General features: G+C 66.4%; 16 protein-coding genes. 5 read left to right on the top strand and 11 right to left on the bottom strand.

Annotation, left to right across the window (positions count from 1 at the left end; translation table 11 throughout):
* Positions 1 to 4 precede the first annotated feature (4 nt).
* Entirely contained in the window at positions 5 to 484 is a 480-nt protein-coding gene (rlmH, locus tag LRS09_RS07490; protein ID WP_257805153.1) for a 23S rRNA (pseudouridine(1915)-N(3))-methyltransferase RlmH, read from the bottom strand.
* A 19-nt stretch (positions 485 to 503) separates the two neighbouring features.
* On the bottom strand, positions 504 to 878 hold the full coding sequence (gene rsfS / locus LRS09_RS07485) for a ribosome silencing factor (protein WP_257805151.1): 375 nt from the start codon (positions 876 to 878) through the stop codon (positions 504 to 506).
* Between the two features lie 202 nt (positions 879 to 1,080).
* Between rsfS and LRS09_RS07480 the strand changes: the two genes are divergently transcribed.
* Positions 1,081 to 1,947 carry a mechanosensitive ion channel family protein gene (locus LRS09_RS07480; protein WP_257805150.1) on the top strand — a complete coding sequence of 289 codons (867 nt, stop codon included), beginning with the start codon at positions 1,081 to 1,083 and terminating at the stop codon, positions 1,945 to 1,947.
* Here the strand turns inward: LRS09_RS07480 and LRS09_RS07475 are convergent.
* From LRS09_RS07475 to rplU, 9 genes are all read right to left on the bottom strand, one after another.
* Positions 1,895 to 3,142, bottom strand: a complete 1,248-nt coding sequence (locus tag LRS09_RS07475) for an MFS transporter (RefSeq protein WP_257805149.1) — start codon at positions 3,140 to 3,142, stop codon at positions 1,895 to 1,897. The genes LRS09_RS07480 and LRS09_RS07475 overlap by 53 nt on opposite strands.
* Before the next feature lie 94 nt (positions 3,143 to 3,236).
* Entirely contained in the window at positions 3,237 to 3,827 is a 591-nt protein-coding gene (locus LRS09_RS07470; protein WP_257810148.1) for a nicotinate-nucleotide adenylyltransferase, read from the bottom strand.
* Between the two features lie 35 nt (positions 3,828 to 3,862).
* On the bottom strand, positions 3,863 to 5,149 hold the full coding sequence (locus LRS09_RS07465; protein ID WP_257805148.1) for a glutamate-5-semialdehyde dehydrogenase: 1,287 nt from the start codon (positions 5,147 to 5,149) through the stop codon (positions 3,863 to 3,865).
* On the bottom strand, positions 5,150 to 6,289 hold the full coding sequence (gene proB, locus LRS09_RS07460; protein WP_374684820.1) for a glutamate 5-kinase: 1,140 nt from the start codon (positions 6,287 to 6,289) through the stop codon (positions 5,150 to 5,152).
* Between the two features lie 43 nt (positions 6,290 to 6,332).
* Entirely contained in the window at positions 6,333 to 7,367 is a 1,035-nt protein-coding gene (gene obgE, locus LRS09_RS07455) for a GTPase ObgE (protein ID WP_257805147.1), read from the bottom strand.
* A gap of 79 nt (positions 7,368 to 7,446) precedes the next feature.
* Positions 7,447 to 8,052 (bottom strand): GNAT family N-acetyltransferase, encoded by a 606-nt coding sequence (locus tag LRS09_RS07450; protein WP_374684819.1) that lies wholly within the window; start codon positions 8,050 to 8,052, stop codon positions 7,447 to 7,449.
* Between the two features lie 25 nt (positions 8,053 to 8,077).
* Entirely contained in the window at positions 8,078 to 8,620 is a 543-nt protein-coding gene (locus tag LRS09_RS07445) for a GNAT family N-acetyltransferase (RefSeq protein ID WP_257805145.1), read from the bottom strand.
* 120 nt (positions 8,621 to 8,740) lie between these two features.
* On the bottom strand, positions 8,741 to 9,010 hold the full coding sequence (rpmA, locus tag LRS09_RS07440; RefSeq protein WP_085466945.1) for a 50S ribosomal protein L27: 270 nt from the start codon (positions 9,008 to 9,010) through the stop codon (positions 8,741 to 8,743).
* A gap of 78 nt (positions 9,011 to 9,088) precedes the next feature.
* A complete protein-coding gene (gene rplU / locus LRS09_RS07435) occupies positions 9,089 to 9,688 on the bottom strand; it encodes a 50S ribosomal protein L21 (protein ID WP_257805144.1) in 600 nt (199 codons plus the stop codon).
* A gap of 240 nt (positions 9,689 to 9,928) precedes the next feature.
* On the opposite strand from rplU, the gene LRS09_RS07430 reads away from it, so the two are divergent.
* The 4 genes from LRS09_RS07430 to LRS09_RS07415 all read left to right on the top strand — a co-directional run bounded on the left by LRS09_RS07430 (position 9,929) and on the right by LRS09_RS07415 (position 14,931).
* Positions 9,929 to 11,158, top strand: coding sequence for a parallel beta-helix domain-containing protein (locus LRS09_RS07430; protein WP_257805143.1), 1,230 nt, complete (start codon positions 9,929 to 9,931; stop codon positions 11,156 to 11,158).
* 150 nt (positions 11,159 to 11,308) lie between these two features.
* On the top strand, positions 11,309 to 12,394 hold the full coding sequence (locus LRS09_RS07425) for an SO2930 family diheme c-type cytochrome (RefSeq protein WP_257805142.1): 1,086 nt from the start codon (positions 11,309 to 11,311) through the stop codon (positions 12,392 to 12,394).
* A gap of 142 nt (positions 12,395 to 12,536) precedes the next feature.
* A complete protein-coding gene (glmM, locus tag LRS09_RS07420; protein ID WP_085466941.1) occupies positions 12,537 to 13,889 on the top strand; it encodes a phosphoglucosamine mutase in 1,353 nt (450 codons plus the stop codon).
* Positions 13,890 to 14,088: 199 nt separating this feature from the next.
* Complete coding sequence (locus LRS09_RS07415; protein ID WP_257810146.1) at positions 14,089 to 14,931, top strand: outer membrane protein; 843 nt, start codon at positions 14,089 to 14,091, stop codon at positions 14,929 to 14,931.
* Positions 14,932 to 15,000 lie beyond the last annotated feature (69 nt).

Genomic DNA, 15,000 nt, shown 5'->3' with positions numbered 1-15,000 from the left:
GCGCTCAGGCGCGGTGGTAGGGATGTCCCGACAGGATGGTCGCTGCGCGATAAAGCTGTTCGGCGAGCATGACGCGCACGATCTGATGCGGCCAGGTCATGGCGCCGAAGGAGAGGACGAGGGCAGCGGTCTTCCTGAGATCCGGATCGTGCCCGTCGGCTCCGCCGATCGCGAAGAGCAGCGATCGCGCGCCACCGTCGCGCATTTCGCCGATGCGGGTCGCAAAGGCTTCGGAGCCGATCGATTTTCCGGTTTCGTCCAGGAGGATCAGGGCCGAGCCCTGGGATGCCGCGCCGAGCGCGCGGGCTTCTTCCTCCTTGCGCAGCGCCGCGGTCTGGGCGCGGCTTTCCGCGATCTCGGCGACGCCGGCCCATTCGAGCCCGATGGCCGGCCCTGTCTTTGCGAATCGGTCGAAATAGCGGGCGGCGAGATCCCGCTCCGGGCCCGCCTTCATGCGGCCGACGGCATGAACTCCAATCCGCATGGACAGCCGAAGCTACGGTTCAGTGAACCGTCTCTTCCTCCAGGTCCGGCGCCATCCACATCTTTTCGAGGTTGTAGAACTCGCGCACCTCGGGCCTGAAGACGTGGACGATGATGTCGCCCGCATCGATCAGCACCCAGTCGGCGCCCGGCAGTCCCTCGACGCGCGCAGTGCCGAACCCGCCTTCCTTCAATGCTTTCAGGAGGTGGTCGGCGACAGCCGCGACATGACGGTTCGACCGGCCGGACGCGATCACCATGTAATCGCCCAGACTGGACTTGCCTTGGATGTCGATGGAGACGATGTTTTCGGCCTTGGAGTCATCGAGACTGTCAAGGACTGTCCGCAAGGCCGGGGAGGCGATGGAGCCGCTGTTCCCGACCGTCGAAGGCAATGTCTCAGCCTTCTTCCGCAGTTCTGTTCTCAGTTTCGTTCCTTTCCCAGCGGGATTGCAAATCAGCGTTCGTCCCGCGCGAACATCATGAAGATAGGCAGAGTCCCTTGACGGTTTCAAGACGGGGCCTCGAAAGCGGCAGGGAACCATGCCGGCTTCCGGGCATTCGGCCCTCGTCTGTCCAGAACAAGGGAGCAAGATCATGCAATTCGACGCCGCCGGAGCCGTCAGCACGATGCAGGCGGGGTTCGCAGCACTTTCCGCGCTCGTCGTGTCTTATTCCCTGTCGGCCATCGGCGCGGTCATCCTGCTTGTCGCCGGCTATCTTGCGGCGGGGCTGGCGGAACGATCCCTCGCGGCCGCGCTCGGCGGAATCCGGGGCATGGACCAGACACTCATCACGTTCTTCTCCAAGATCGCCCGCTACGCGATCCTCGGGCTCGTCCTGGTCATGGTGCTCGGCCAGTTCGGCGTTCAGACCGCCTCGATCATCGCGGCGATGGGCGCGATCGGCCTTGCCATAGGTCTTGCCCTGCAGGGCACGCTGCAGAACATAGCCGCGGGTGTCATGCTTCTCGTGCTGCGACCGCTGCGCATCGGCGAATTTGTCGAGGTCGACACGATCGCAGGCACGGTCGAGGAGATAGGGCTCTTCGCCTCGCGGCTGCGCGCGCCGGACGGTGTCTACATCCTGGCGCCGAACTCGACGCTCTGGAACAAGCCGATCCGCAACTACAACCGCAACAAGGTGCGCCGGCGCGACATCGAGGTCAGCATAGGCGACGGCCAGGACATTGCCCTGGCGCAGAAGACGCTGGTCGACCTGGCACGCCGGGATCGGCGGGTACTCGAGAACCCGGCGCCCGAAGCCTTCGTCTCGGCGCTGGGCGAGGATTCGGTGACTCTCACGCTGCGCTACTGGACGTCGGACAGGGATGTGCAGGGCGCTGAGACATCGCTGCGCCGCGCCGCCAAGGAAGCCTTCCAGCGGCAGGATGCACCCGATGAGCCCGACGCTAATCCTTCGTCGGAGGCACCGGCAAAGGCGTCTGGGCGGAAAGCGGTGTGAACGCGCCGGTCTCGTCGGCCGGAACGCGCGGCGAGCGGATCACCCGCCATATCGTGAAGGCGCAGAACAGGGCTGCGACGACGATCGCGACGATCATGAACGAGGCCGTGCCGAACGCGGCCGTCAGCGCCGTGCCGAGGCCCGGCACGATGAAACCCGACACCGACCAGAGGAACAGCATCGTGCCCGACAGCCGGACCAGCTCCTCCTTCGAGGCACGGTCGTTGGCATGGGCCGAGGAGAGCGAATAGATCGACTCGCTGGCGCCGCTCCAGATCAGATAGATCGCGATCATCAGGCCGAGCGAGCCGCCATCGAACCGGCTCGCCGCGAGACCCGCAACGACGACGAGGGCGGCGGCGGCGATCAGCACGTAGCGCCGGTCGGTGCGGTCGGAGATCCAGCCGAACGGGATCTGGAACACGAGCGTACCGAGCGGCATCGCGAACATCAGCGCCGCCACCTGCTGTTGTGAGTAGCCGCTGGCCGTGGCGTGGATCGGCGCGAAGCCGGCGATCATCATCGACAGGCCGCCGACTGCCAGCATGCCGGCGACGCCGACCGGCGAGATGCGCCAGGCTTCCCGCACGGCCACCGCCGCGCCCTGCGGCGGGGGCGGCTGGCGCAACTGTGTCAGGCCGACCGGCAGGATCGACGCGGCCGTGAAGGCGATGCCGGCGATCGGCGCCATCGGCGTCGTGATGTCGAGGAACCCCATCAGGTAGGAGCCGACGCCGAGGCCGACGATATAGCAGACGTAGAAGATCGCCATCACGCGGCCACGGATCGTATTGCCGACCGCGTCGTTGAGCCAGCTCTGCGCAACGACGAACATGCCGCAGATGGCAAAGCCGTAGAGGGCGCGGGCGACAATCCAGACGACCGGGTCGACCGCCATGCCGACCAGCGCGTTGGACAGCACGATCAGCGCCGAGAACACCATATAGGCGCGCGCATGGCCGACCCGCCTCACCAGCCATGCCGTCAGCAGGCAGCCGGCGATGCCGCCGGCCGAGAGGCCGGTGAGGATCAGGCCGGCCCATGTCGGCGCATATCCCTCCGCGCCGAGCCGGACCGGGATGTAGGCGAACATCAGCCCGTTGCCGATGGCAGCGAGCGCCATGGCAAGGATCACGCCGGCCACCCCGGCGACGGGCGTGCCGGCCCTTACGTCGATGTCGGCGCGCGTGTTCATGGCGACACTCTGGCGGCTGGCCCGCGCCTGCGCCGCGCCAAAAACGACATCGTCCGGTGGCGCGCGGCTGGACCGGCGGAAGTTCCGCCCTGGTTCAAGCCTTCACAAGGCCGTCGCGGATCGCGGTGGAGGAAAGGGTGGAGCGCGGGCCGTGGATGAAGGTCCAGGCCGGCGCCGGCGTACGGGCGAGCAGCGGCGCATCGTCCTCGTCGCGGCGGGCGTAGTCGAAGGTCTTCGCCATCTTCGACGACAGGAAGGCGAGCGTGGCGCCCGGCCGGTCGATGACCGCGATCGGGAAGGTCATCGCGATCGCCTGCCAGCGCTGCCAGCGGTGGAAGTCGCGCAGTGAATCCGCGCCCATGATCCAGACGAAGTTCACGCCGGGATTGCGCGCCTTCACCAGTGCGAGCGTGTCCGCCGTATAGCGCACGTGGTAGCTCGCCTCGAAGGCGGTGACCTTGATCTTCGGATCGTCGGTGATCTTCTCGGAAAGCTCGATGCGTTCGTCGAGCGGCTTCAACTCGCGTCCGTTCTTGAGCGGGTTGCCGGGAGTCACGATCCACCAGAGCTGGTCCAGCTCCAGCCGCCGCATGGCGATCTCGGCGACCAGGACATGCCCGGCATGCGGCGGGTTGAACGACCCGCCGAACAGCCCCACCGCCATGCCCTTCTCGACATGCGGCATGCGAAGATAGCGGGCTGGGACGGCCCAGTCCGATGTCACGCCCGCACCTGGCCCGAGCCGCGGACGCGGTATTTGAACGAGGTGAGCTGCTCGACGCCGACAGGGCCGCGCGCGTGCATCTTGCCCGTGGCGATGCCGATCTCCGCCCCCATGCCGAACTCGCCGCCGTCGGCGAACTGCGTCGAGGCGTTGTGCAGCAGGATGGCGGAATCGATTTCGTTGAAGAACCGCTCCACCGCCGCCGGGTCCTCCGCGACGATCGCCTCGGTATGGTGCGAGGAATAGGTCTCGATATGGTCGATCGCGCCGCCGACGCCGTCGACCAGCGTCACGGAGATGATCGCGTCGAGATATTCCGTCGTCCAGTCGGCGTCGGTCGCCGCCTCCGCGTCAGGGTAAAGCGCCAACACCTCGGCGCTGGCGCGGATGGCGCAGCCGGCCTTGGCGAGGGCGTCCAGGATCGGCACGACATGCGTCTTCGCCGCGGCGCGGTCGACCAGCAGCGTCTCGGCCGAGCCGCAGATCCCGGTGCGCCGCATCTTGGCGTTGACGGCGATCTTCACCGCCATGTCGAGATCGGCCGACTTGTCGATGTAGAGATGGCAGATACCTTCGAGATGCGCGAAGACCGGCACGCGCGCCTCACTCTGGACGCGTGCGACCAGGCTCTTCCCCCCGCGCGGCACGATCACGTCGAGATTGCCGTCGAGGCCCTTCAGCATCTCGCCCACCGCGGCGCGGTCCGTCACCGGCACAAGCTGGATCGCCGCCTCGGGCAGGTCTTGTGCTTTCAGCCCCTCGACCAGGCAGGCGTGGATCGCAGCGGAAGAATTCGCCGAATCCGAGCCAGCGCGCAGGATCACCGGATTGCCCGCCTTGAAGCACAGCGCGCCGGCATCCGCCGTCACGTTCGGCCGGCTCTCGAAGATGACGCCAACGACGCCGAGCGGCGTGCGCACGCGCTCGATCTTCAGCCCGTTCGGGCGGTCCCAGGCGGCGATGACCTCGCCGACGGGATCCTTCAATTCGGCGATCTCGCGGATGCCCGTGACGATCGCGGCGATGCGCGCCGGATCGAGCTTGAGCCGGTCCATCATCGCAGGCGACAGCTTCGATTCCACGCCGTTCGCCAGGTCGATCGCGTTCGCCTCGAGGATCGTCTTCTCGTTCGCCACGATGGCATCAGCCATGGCGCGGAGTGCTGCGTTCTTTCGTTCGGTGCTGGCGATGGCCAGCGGCCGCGCGGCGGCGAGGGCGTCGCGGCCGATCTGGGCCATGAGCCGGGCGATGTCCTGTCCGGACGTCTCTGCTTTCGTCAGCATTCAGCCCTCCATCTTCTGGGCGACCGTGCGGGAGACGACAAGGTCGTCGCGGTGTACCATCGCCGAGCGCGGTTCGTAGCCGAGCGCGTCGGCGATCTCCGCCGTCTTCAGCCCGGCGATCCTTACGGCATCCGCCGCGTCATAGGCAACAAGTCCGCGCGCAACCTCGTGGCCCTCGGGGTCCAGGATCGCTACCGTGTCGCCGCGCGCGAAGTCGCCGGAGACGAGCTTCACACCAGCCGGCAGCAGCGACTTGCCCGACAGAAGTGCCGTGATCGCGCCCGCGTCGACAGTCAGCCGGCCGGCCGGTTCGAGCTGCCCGGCGATCCAGCTCTTGTAGCCGCGCACCGGGTTCTGGGACGGCGCGAACCAGGTGCATGTCTCGCCACGATCGATCGCCGAAAGCGGGTTCATGCGGTCGCCCTGCGTGATGATCATCGCGGTGCCGGCGCCGGTCGCGATCTTGCCGGCATCGATTTTCGTGCGCATGCCCCCGCGCGACAGTTCCGAGGCTGCGCCCCCGGCCATCGCGTCGATCTCCGGCGTTATCCTCTCAACGAGCGGGATATGCTTCGCGTCCGGATTGAGGGCCGGCGGGGCGGTGTAGAGCCCGTCGATGTCGGAGAGCAGCACAAGCAAGTCACCGCCCATCATCGTGGCGACGCGCGCGGCGAGGCGATCGTTGTCGCCGTAGCGGATCTCGCTCGTTGCGACCGTGTCGTTCTCGTTGATCACAGGCACCGCCTTGAGCTTCAGCAGCGTGCCGATGGTGGCACGTGCATTGAGATAGCGCCGGCGCTCCTCGGTGTCGCCGAGCGTCACCAGCACCTGGCCGGACTTCAGTCCGCGCCGGGCGAGTTCCTCCGACCAAGCCCGCGCCAGCGCGATCTGGCCGACGGCCGCCGCCGCCTGGCTCTCCTCCAGCTTCAGCACTCGCTTGCCGAGTCCCAGGATCGTGCGGCCGAGCGCGATCGCGCCGGACGAGACGACCAGCACCTCCGTTCCCTGCGCCCATAGGCCGGCGATGTCGGCGACCAGCGAAGCCAGCCAATCGGCCTTCAGGCCCTTCGACCGGTCGACAAGCAGGGCGGAGCCGATCTTGACGGTGATGCGGCGGTGCGAGGCGAGGGGGCGGATCATGGAAGCGGCCGGAAGATGAAGCAGTGTCGGAAGCGTGGAGCGGTCAGAGCGACCAGCGGTCGTCCGGCGCCGGTGGCTCCTCCGCCCGCCTTGCATCCTCGACATGCACCATCAGCGCCCGCAGCACCTCTTCGACACCCTCCCGGGTGACGGCGGACATCAGCAGGGGCGCATGCCCGATGGCGCGCTTCAGGCTCGCCACCTTCTTCTTGCGCGCATCGGCGTCCAGCGTGTCGACCTGCGACAGCACCACGACCTCCGGCTTCTCGTCGAGCCCGTGGCCATAGGCCTCCAGCTCGCCGCGGACGGTCTTGTAGGCCTTGGCGGGGCTTTCCTCCTGCGCGGAGACGAGGTGGAGGAGAACGCGGGTGCGCTCGACATGGCCGAGGAAACGGTCGCCGATGCCCACGCCTTCATGCGCGCCTTCGATGAGGCCCGGAATGTCGGCGATGACGAATTCGCGCGCATCGACCCGCGCCACGCCGAGGCCGGGATGCAGCGTCGTGAAGGGATAGTCCGCGATCTTGGGCTTCGCAGCCGTCACCGAGGCGAGGAAGGTCGACTTGCCGGCGTTCGGCAGGCCGACGATGCCTGCGTCAGCGATCAGCTTCAGGCGCAGCCAGATCGTCATCTCCTGGCCGGGCAGGCCGGGATTGGCGCGGCGCGGCGCCTGGTTGGTCGAGGTCTTGAAATGCGTATTGCCGAAGCCGCCATTGCCGCCTTCGGCGATCTTGAAGCGCTGGCCGACCTCGGTCAGGTCGGCGATCAGCGTCTCGTTGTCCTCTTCATAGACCTGCGTTCCCGCGGGCACCTTGAGGATCACGTCGGCGCCCTTGCCGCCGGCCATGTTGCGGCCCATGCCGTGCATGCCGGTCTTGGCACGGAAATGCTGCTGGTAGCGGTAGTCGATCAGCGTATTGAGCCCGTCGACGGCCTCGATCCAGACGTCGCCGCCCCGGCCGCCGTCGCCGCCGTCCGGCCCGCCGAACTCGATGAACTTCTCGCGACGGAACGACACCGATCCGGCGCCACCGTCGCCGGATCTTATGTAGACTTTCGCCTGGTCGAGGAACTTCATCTTGCTTCAATCTGTCGGGAAAGGCGCGGTTGCGCCTCTCCTAGTTGGTTTCGTCGGTAAAGGGAACCATGCGGCTCCCTCAGGCGCTCATCAGGCGCGTCGTTCCGGGGCTCCAGGCCCTCAGCCCGATCCATGTGCGCCGGTCGAGCCGGTAGCGCTCCACCGGCACCTGGCCGGCGACGATCGAGTTCAGCATGCCCTGGCCGGCATACTGGAAGCCACATTTGTGAATCACCCGGCGCGAGGCCGGATTGATCACGCGGCAGGAGACGTTGAGCGCGTCGATGACCGTCGTCCGGAAGGCGAGGTCCACCAGCGCCTGCGCGGCCTCGGTGGCGTAGCCGCGCCCCCAGAAGGGCTCGCCGATCCAGTAGCCGAGTTCCAATCCCCTGTCGGTGGGGTTGAGCCCGGCGCAGCCGACGAAGGCGCCATTGTCGGCGAGCGTCAGCGCATGGACGCAGCCGAAGCGGCGCTCGGCTGCGGCCGCGATGAAGGCGCGGGCCTCCGCCTCGCCATAGGGGTGCGGCATGCGGGCGAGCATCTCCGCGACCCTGCGATTGTTGGCGAGGCCTGCCAGGTCCGGCACGTCGTCGACGTGCGGCGGGCGCATGACCAGCCGCTCCGTGACGAGCACCGGACAGTCTATCGGCGTTTCCGGTTCTTCTCCGGTAAGTTCCATGACCATCGTTCCCTCTCCATCCGATGCCGGCTCAGGCCGCGCTCTTCTCGACCCGGCCAAGGCCGGCACGCCAGGAGGCGGCCGACAGGCGGGTGGTCACGACCTGGGCGCCATCGCCCCTGGAACGCGAATAGACGTCCCTCAGGCCGGACACGGCGAAGCCGAGCTTCTCTTGCACGCGCAGCGAGGCCGGGTTGTCGGTCAGCACCGCCGACTCGATCGCCCAGATCGGCGTCGTGTCGAAGGCGTGCGCGATCAACGCGCCCGCGGCCTCGGTCATGTAGCCGTGGCCGTGTGCGTGTTCGGCGAGCCAGTAGCCAAGCCGCGGCTGCGGCCCGCCGCCCTCGATCGCGACGACGCCGACGAGTTGCTCGCGATGGATCGTGTAGACGTGGCTTTCGGAGGCCGCCGACACGTGCTCGATCCATTCCTCGGCGTCTTTGACGAAGTAGGGGTAGGGCACCTGGGTCAGCATGCGGGCCACGTTCCAGTTCGACAGGCCGGCGGCGATCTGCTCGGCGTCGAGCATGGTCGGCTTGCGGAGCGTCAGGCGCTTGGTGACGAGGATGTGCATGATGGATCTCCAGGCAAAGAAAAAGGGGAGATGGCGACCCATCTCCCCTGTTCTCGCTTCTGGACTATCCAGACACCGGTCCCCGGGAGGGGTCGCCGGTGTGGTGTGTCGCGGAACCGGCTACTCCGCTGCGTCCTGAATCGGGTTTACCGACACGTAGGTTCGGCCATTGGCTTTTTTCTGGAAGGCGACGGCGCCGGCTTGCGTAGCAAACAGGGTATGGTCCGTGCCCATGCCGACGTTGACGCCGGGGTGCATCTTGGTGCCGCGCTGACGAACGATGATGTTGCCGGCGAGAACTGCCTCGCCGCCGAACTTCTTCACGCCCAGACGCTTCGATTCGGAGTCGCGACCGTTGCGCGACGAACCGCCAGCTTTCTTGTGTGCCATCTTAGTCTCCTTAGCGTCCCGAAGGACGTCTCAAACCCTTGGAGGGGCTTCGTTGCGCCCCTCATACATTGATTTGGCTTACTTCGCCAGTTCCTTCGCCTGATCGCGCCAATCGCGGATCTGGTCGGCCGAGAACGGCATGTTCGCATCGATCTTCTCGATGTCGGCGTCGCTCAGCTTCGCGATCTGCTTGAAGGTCGTGATGCCCTGCTCGTTGAGCTGGCCGGCAGCCACCGGGCCGATGCCAACGATCACAGTCAGGTCGTCCGCCTTGCCCTTCGGCGCGGTGAACAAAGTCGCGACCGGAGCAGCGGCTTCCGCCTTGGTCTCGGCCTTCGCTGCGGCCTTCTTCGCCGGCTTCGCGCCACCCGTCAGGATCTCGGTGATCTTGACCGTGGTCAGCAGCTGGCGATGGCCGTGCTTGCGGCGCGAGTTCTGGCGGCGGCGCTTCTTGAACGCGATGACGGTCTTGGCGTGGCCCTGCTCCAGGACCTCGGCCGCCACGACAGCGCCGTCCACGAAGGGAGCGCCGATCGTCACGTTTTCGCCTTCGCCGTGCGCCAGCACGAAGCCGATTTCAACGATGTCGCCGACTTCGCCGGCGACCTTCTCGATCTTCAACACATCATTGGCGGCGACGCGATACTGCTTGCCGCCCGTTTTGATGACTGCGAACATTTTGATGCCTTTCGCTTGTTCGGTCGGCTCTCGAGCGCTAACGCCCGGTCCGTCTTTTTGTCAGTCTGCGGGGTCCAAAAGCCAACCGGCGCGGGAAGCCCCCACGCCGGATGCGGGGGTCGGTTACCCGAAGGTACCGCGTGAGTCAAGGCAAGCGGCGGGTTTTCGGCGCTTTCGTCCGTCGATTGACACCCGGCGCGCCTCTGGCGCATCGTTCCCGCATTGCCGGGAGTGATTGTCATGCAACGCCTTCTTACACTTGCCTCTTTTGCCCTCGCGCTTTCCGCCTCGACCGCGATCGCCGCCGACATCGTCGTCGAAGCCGGCGAAGGCGCCAACGAGCGCCTGATCGAGGCGCTGATCTCGGCCCAGCCGGGCGACGTGGTGAAGATCGGGCCCGGCATGTTCGAGCTGACGGAGGGGCTCTCGCTCGACGTGGACGATGTGAAGGTGCAGGGCGCCGGAGCCGGACAGACGGTCCTGTCCTTCAAGGGCCAGACCGGCGCCGGCGAGGGCCTGCTCGTCACCTCCGACCGCGTGGTGCTGGAAGACTTCGCCGTCGAGGACACCAAGGGCGACGGCGTGAAGTCCAAGGGCTCCGATCAGATCACCTTCCGCAATATCTCCGTCGTCTGGACCGGCGGGCCGAAGGCCGAGAACGGCGCCTACGGCGTCTACCCCGTCTCCTCCAAGAACGTGCTGATCGACGGCGTGTTCGTGTCCGGCGCGTCCGACGCCGGCATCTATGTCGGCCAGAGCGAGGACATCATCGTCCGCAACAGCCGCGCCGAATACAATGTCGCCGGCATCGAGATCGAGAACTCCAAGCGCGCCGACGTGTTCAAGAACACCGTCACCCACAACACCGGCGGTATCCTCGTCTTCGACCTGCCGAACCTTCCCGTTCAGGGCGGGCAGGACGTGCGGGTCTTCGACAACGACGTGGTCGAGAACGACACGCCGAACTTCGCCCCCAAGGGCAACATCGTCGGCATCGTGCCGAAGGGCATGGGCGTGATGGTGATGGCCAACCGCAACGTGCACGTCTTCGGCAACCGCTTCGACAAGAACGGCACGACGCACGTGCTTATCGCCGCCTATCCGAACGAATATGACGACGACAATTACATGTTCGTGCCGCGCGGGGTGTTCGTCCACGGCAATACCTATGGCGAGGGCGGCTTCGCGCCGGACGGCGAGGTCGGCAAAATCATCACCGATGTCTCCGGCACGCCGGTTCCCGACATCGTCTGGGACGGCGTGACCCGCATCCCGGAATATTTCTCCTGGGTGAACGCGGAGGACCAGATCTATATCGACGAGGCCGAGGGCACGACCTTCGCCAATCTCAAGATGATCTCGCAGATGCTGCTGCCGTGGAGCACCTCGCCCGACACCGACATCGCCGGCTACAAGGGCTCGCTCCCGGAGCCCGCGCCGGTAAAGCTGCCGCAGGACAGCGGGTCGTAAGAGACTAGGCTATCGGCTTGCGTTCTGTCACACCCCCTCTGCCCTGCCGGGCATCTCCCCCTCAAGGGGGAGATTGGCAGCTTCGGCGACGCCGATCATTCCGCTGCAGCCATGTTCCGCGAAAGCCGTTCTGATAGCCAATCTCCCCCCTTGAGGGGGAGATGCCCGGCAGGGCAGAGGGGGGTCTTTCAAGCCACACTGATCGCGTTTCTCACGCTGCTTCATCTCTTCGCCGCGACCTCCGCCCGCGCCTTCTCCCCCGACGCCATCCTCGCCGCCAAGCCACCGAAGCTGCTCTCCGAATTCGGCTTCTTTGCCGACGGCGCGAAACAGGTGCCTGCGGAAGGCGTGATCCCCTTTCATCTCGCCACGCCACTTTTTTCCGACTTCGCCGAGAAGTATCGCTTCGTCCACGTGCCCGCGGGTCAGTCGGCGACCTACAATCCAGACGAGGCGTTCGACTTCCCGGTGGGCGCGGCGCTGATCAAGACCTTCGCCTTTCCCGCGGACCTGCGCGCGCCCGACAAGGACGTGCGGCTGATCGAAACGCGCGTGCTGGTGCGGCAGGAGGGCGGATGGCAAGCCTGGGCCTATGTCTGGAACGCCGAGCAGACCGAAGCCGAGCTCAAGATCGCCGGGGCGAAGGTGGATATCGCAGTCACGGACAGGGACGGCGCGCCTCTGTCCTTCACCTATGCCGTGCCCAACAAGAACCAGTGCAAAGGCTGTCATGCCTTGAATGGCGAAGTCGCGCCGCTCGGCCCCAAGGCGCGCAACCTCAACGTCGAGCACCCCTATGCATCCGGCGCCGAAAACCAGCTCGCGCACTGGACATCCGCCGGCATCCTGTCGGGCGCGCCGGCGCCCGCCGATGTGCCGTCGGTTCCCGTCTGGGGAGATGCGGCTGCCCCGACCGAGGCCCGCGCCCGCGCCTGGCTCGACACCAATTGCGCCCACTGCCACCGCCGCGAGGGGCCGGCCTCGAATTCCGGTCTCTATCTCACCTGGGGCGAGTCGGATCGCGTGGCGTTGGGGGTGCGCAAGCGGCCGGTGGCGGCCGGGCGCGGCAGCGGCGACCGCGCCTTCGACATCGATCCCGGCCATCCCGACAATTCGATCCTGCTCTACCGGGTCGAAAGCACCGAGGCCGGCGTGATGATGCCGGAACTCGGGCGCACCCAAACGGATCCGGAGGCCGTCGCGCTCCTACGCAAATGGATCGAAGAAATGCGTTAACTCCTGGCTGCTAGGCTGCCGGGGTTGCGCTTTCCGCGTCATGAAAGCGTAACACGGGCTCACACAATGTGATGCCAGGGAAAGACCCATGTATGGCACAACGATGTCAAAAGCGGGAATCGCGGCGGGGTAGTCGACGAGCATGACCAGGCGGTATTTCGGGACGGACGGGATCCGGGGACGGGCCAATAGTTTTCCGATGACGGCGGAAGTCGCCATGAAGGTCGGGATGGCGGCAGGCACGTCGTTCCAGCGAGGATCGCATCGCCATCGCGTCGTGATCGGGAAGGACACGCGGCTGTCCGGCTACATGCTCGAGAACGCGATGGTCGCTGGCTTCTGCGCCGCCGGCATGGACGTTTTCCTGCTCGGGCCCGTGCCGACCCCGGCTGTCGCCATGCTGTCACGCTCGCTGCGCGCTGATCTCGGCGTCATGATCTCGGCCTCGCACAACGCTTACCACGACAACGGCATCAAGCTGTTCGGCCCGGACGGTTACAAGCTGTCGGACGAGATCGAGCTTCGCATCGAGTCCCTCATCGAGACGGACCTTACCGCCTCGCTCGCCGATTCCGACACGATTGGCCGCGCCAAGCGCATCGACGGCGTGCACGACCGCTACATCGAGTTCGCCAAGCGCACCCTGCCGCGTTCCATGTCGCTGGCCGGTATGCGCGTCGTGATCGACTGCGCCAACGGCGCCGCTTACAAGGTCGCGCCGGCTGCCCTGTGGGAGCTCGGCGCGGAAGTCGTCACCATCAATGCCGAGCCGAACGGCATGAACATCAACCACGAATGCGGCTCGACCCATCCGATGGGCCTGTCGAAGAAGGTGCACGAGGTGCGCGCCGACATCGGCATCGCGCTCGACGGCGACGCCGACCGGATGGTCATCGTCGACGAGAACGGCACGCTGATCGACGGCGACCAGATCATGGCGCTGATTGCCGAGGCCTGGCACCAGAGTGGGCGGCTGGCCGGCGGCGGCGTGGTCGCCACCGTCATGTCCAATCTCGGGCTGGAGCGTTATCTCGGCGACCTCGGTCTTTCGCTCCATCGCACCAAGGTTGGCGACCGCTACGTGGTCGAGCACATGCGCGCGCACGGCTTCAATGTCGGCGGCGAGCAGTCGGGCCACATCGTGCTCTCCGACTTCGCCACCACCGGCGACGGCCTCGTCTCCGCCCTCCAGGTGCTCGCCTGCATCAAGCGCGCCGGCAAGCCGGCAAGCGAGGTCTGCCGCAAGTTCGAGCCGGTGCCGCAGGTCTTGAAGAATGTCCGCTTCAACGGCGGCAAGCCGCTCGAAAGCGACCCGGTCAAGGCGATGATCGAGGACGCGCGCGTGCGCCTCGGCAAGTCCGGCCGCCTCGTGATCCGTCCGTCCGGCACCGAGCCGCTGATCCGCGTCATGGCGGAGGCGGACGACCGGGGCCTGGTCGAGACGGTGGTCAACGACATCGTCGGGGCGATCTCGTCAATCCGCACCGCCGCCTGATTTTCCTCACGACGTCGAAAGTTTTGGACGCCCGTGCCCTTCGCGCGGGCGTCTTGCTTGCTCGATTCCGTAATCATCGCGTCCGGAATCATGGTTAAGCCGCAGGGTTAATCCGCCCTTAACCTTTCCACTTCATTATCCAAACCCGGGACTAGGTCTATCCGCTGGCGTCGCGCCTTGGATCGAGAGGGTGAAGGTTATGCTCACACAGGTGAAGAAGACGCTGTTCGGCGCCGCGGTCATGGCGGCTGGCGTCGTGCCGGCATTGGCAGCCGATATCTATGAGCCTCCGGTCTACACGCCGGAGCCAGTCTACACGCAGCCCGAACCCGAGCCGGTCGACTACGGCGGCTGGTATATCCGCGGCGACCTCGACTATCACGCCACGAAGTTCCGCGGCGGCAACTACATCACCTACGGCCCGCCTCCCGGCACTGGCGCGTTCGACTTCGGCGACATCGATTCTTCCTGGTCCGTCGGCGGCGGCGTCGGCTATCAGGTGAACAGATATCTGCGCACCGACCTCACCCTCGACTGGATGGGCAAGGCCGACTTCAACGGCCAGACCTCGGGCGTCTGCGGCGACGTGCCCTGCGTGTCGGTCGACACCTCGTCCTACAGTGCGCTCCTGCTTCTCGCCAATGCCTACGCGGAATTCGGCACCTGGCACGGCATCACGCCGTATGTCGGCGCCGGTATCGGTGGCGCCTATGTGAAGTGGGATACGCTGCGCAACACGGCCGGCGGCATCACCACCGAACACGATGGGTCAGCCAACTGGCGCTTCGCATGGGCGCTCATGGCCGGCGCGTCCTACTGCCTGACCAACGACCTCAAGCTCGACGTCGGCTATCGCTACGCCAATATCGGCGGCGGCCGCATGTTCGAATATGCCGGCGGCGTCGCCCCCGGCTTCGACAAGGGCTTCCATATCCACGAGGGCCGCGTGGGCCTGCGCTACCAGTTCGGCGGCCGCAGCTCCTGCTACGAGCCCGAGCCGGTCGCCTACGAGCCGCCGGTGGAACCGCCGGTCTACAAGTAAGCCTCCTCCACTCCGTCCTCGCGCCGCCCGGGTCACTCCGGGCGGTTCTTTTGTCCCGGCCGCGTCGCC

This window comes from Mesorhizobium sp. J428 (assembly GCF_024699925.1).
Taxonomy (GTDB): domain Bacteria; phylum Pseudomonadota; class Alphaproteobacteria; order Rhizobiales; family Rhizobiaceae; genus Mesorhizobium_A.
Note: the sequence above shows the minus strand (reverse complement) of the source record. Positions and strands in the feature narration are given on the sequence as shown.

What these genes read in the sequence shown, in the direction of transcription:
- rlmH (WP_257805153.1), bottom strand. Translation starts at nt 484, where the DNA reads ATGCGGATTGGAGTTCATGCCGTCGGCCGCATGAAGGCGGGCCCGGAG.
- LRS09_RS07480 (WP_257805150.1), top strand. Translation starts at nt 1,081, where the DNA reads ATGCAATTCGACGCCGCCGGAGCCGTCAGCACGATGCAGGCGGGGTTC.
- LRS09_RS07475 (WP_257805149.1), bottom strand. Translation starts at nt 3,142, where the DNA reads ATGAACACGCGCGCCGACATCGACGTAAGGGCCGGCACGCCCGTCGCC.
- LRS09_RS07470 (WP_257810148.1), bottom strand. Translation starts at nt 3,827, where the DNA reads ATGCCGCATGTCGAGAAGGGCATGGCGGTGGGGCTGTTCGGCGGGTCG.
- LRS09_RS07465 (WP_257805148.1), bottom strand. Translation starts at nt 5,149, where the DNA reads ATGCTGACGAAAGCAGAGACGTCCGGACAGGACATCGCCCGGCTCATG.
- proB (WP_374684820.1), bottom strand. Translation starts at nt 6,289, where the DNA reads ATGATCCGCCCCCTCGCCTCGCACCGCCGCATCACCGTCAAGATCGGC.
- obgE (WP_257805147.1), bottom strand. Translation starts at nt 7,367, where the DNA reads ATGAAGTTCCTCGACCAGGCGAAAGTCTACATAAGATCCGGCGACGGT.
- LRS09_RS07450 (WP_374684819.1), bottom strand. Translation starts at nt 8,052, where the DNA reads ATGGTCATGGAACTTACCGGAGAAGAACCGGAAACGCCGATAGACTGT.
- LRS09_RS07445 (WP_257805145.1), bottom strand. Translation starts at nt 8,620, where the DNA reads ATGCACATCCTCGTCACCAAGCGCCTGACGCTCCGCAAGCCGACCATG.
- rpmA (WP_085466945.1), bottom strand. Translation starts at nt 9,010, where the DNA reads ATGGCACACAAGAAAGCTGGCGGTTCGTCGCGCAACGGTCGCGACTCC.
- rplU (WP_257805144.1), bottom strand. Translation starts at nt 9,688, where the DNA reads ATGTTCGCAGTCATCAAAACGGGCGGCAAGCAGTATCGCGTCGCCGCC.
- LRS09_RS07430 (WP_257805143.1), top strand. Translation starts at nt 9,929, where the DNA reads ATGCAACGCCTTCTTACACTTGCCTCTTTTGCCCTCGCGCTTTCCGCC.
- glmM (WP_085466941.1), top strand. Translation starts at nt 12,537, where the DNA reads ATGACCAGGCGGTATTTCGGGACGGACGGGATCCGGGGACGGGCCAAT.
- LRS09_RS07415 (WP_257810146.1), top strand. Translation starts at nt 14,089, where the DNA reads ATGCTCACACAGGTGAAGAAGACGCTGTTCGGCGCCGCGGTCATGGCG.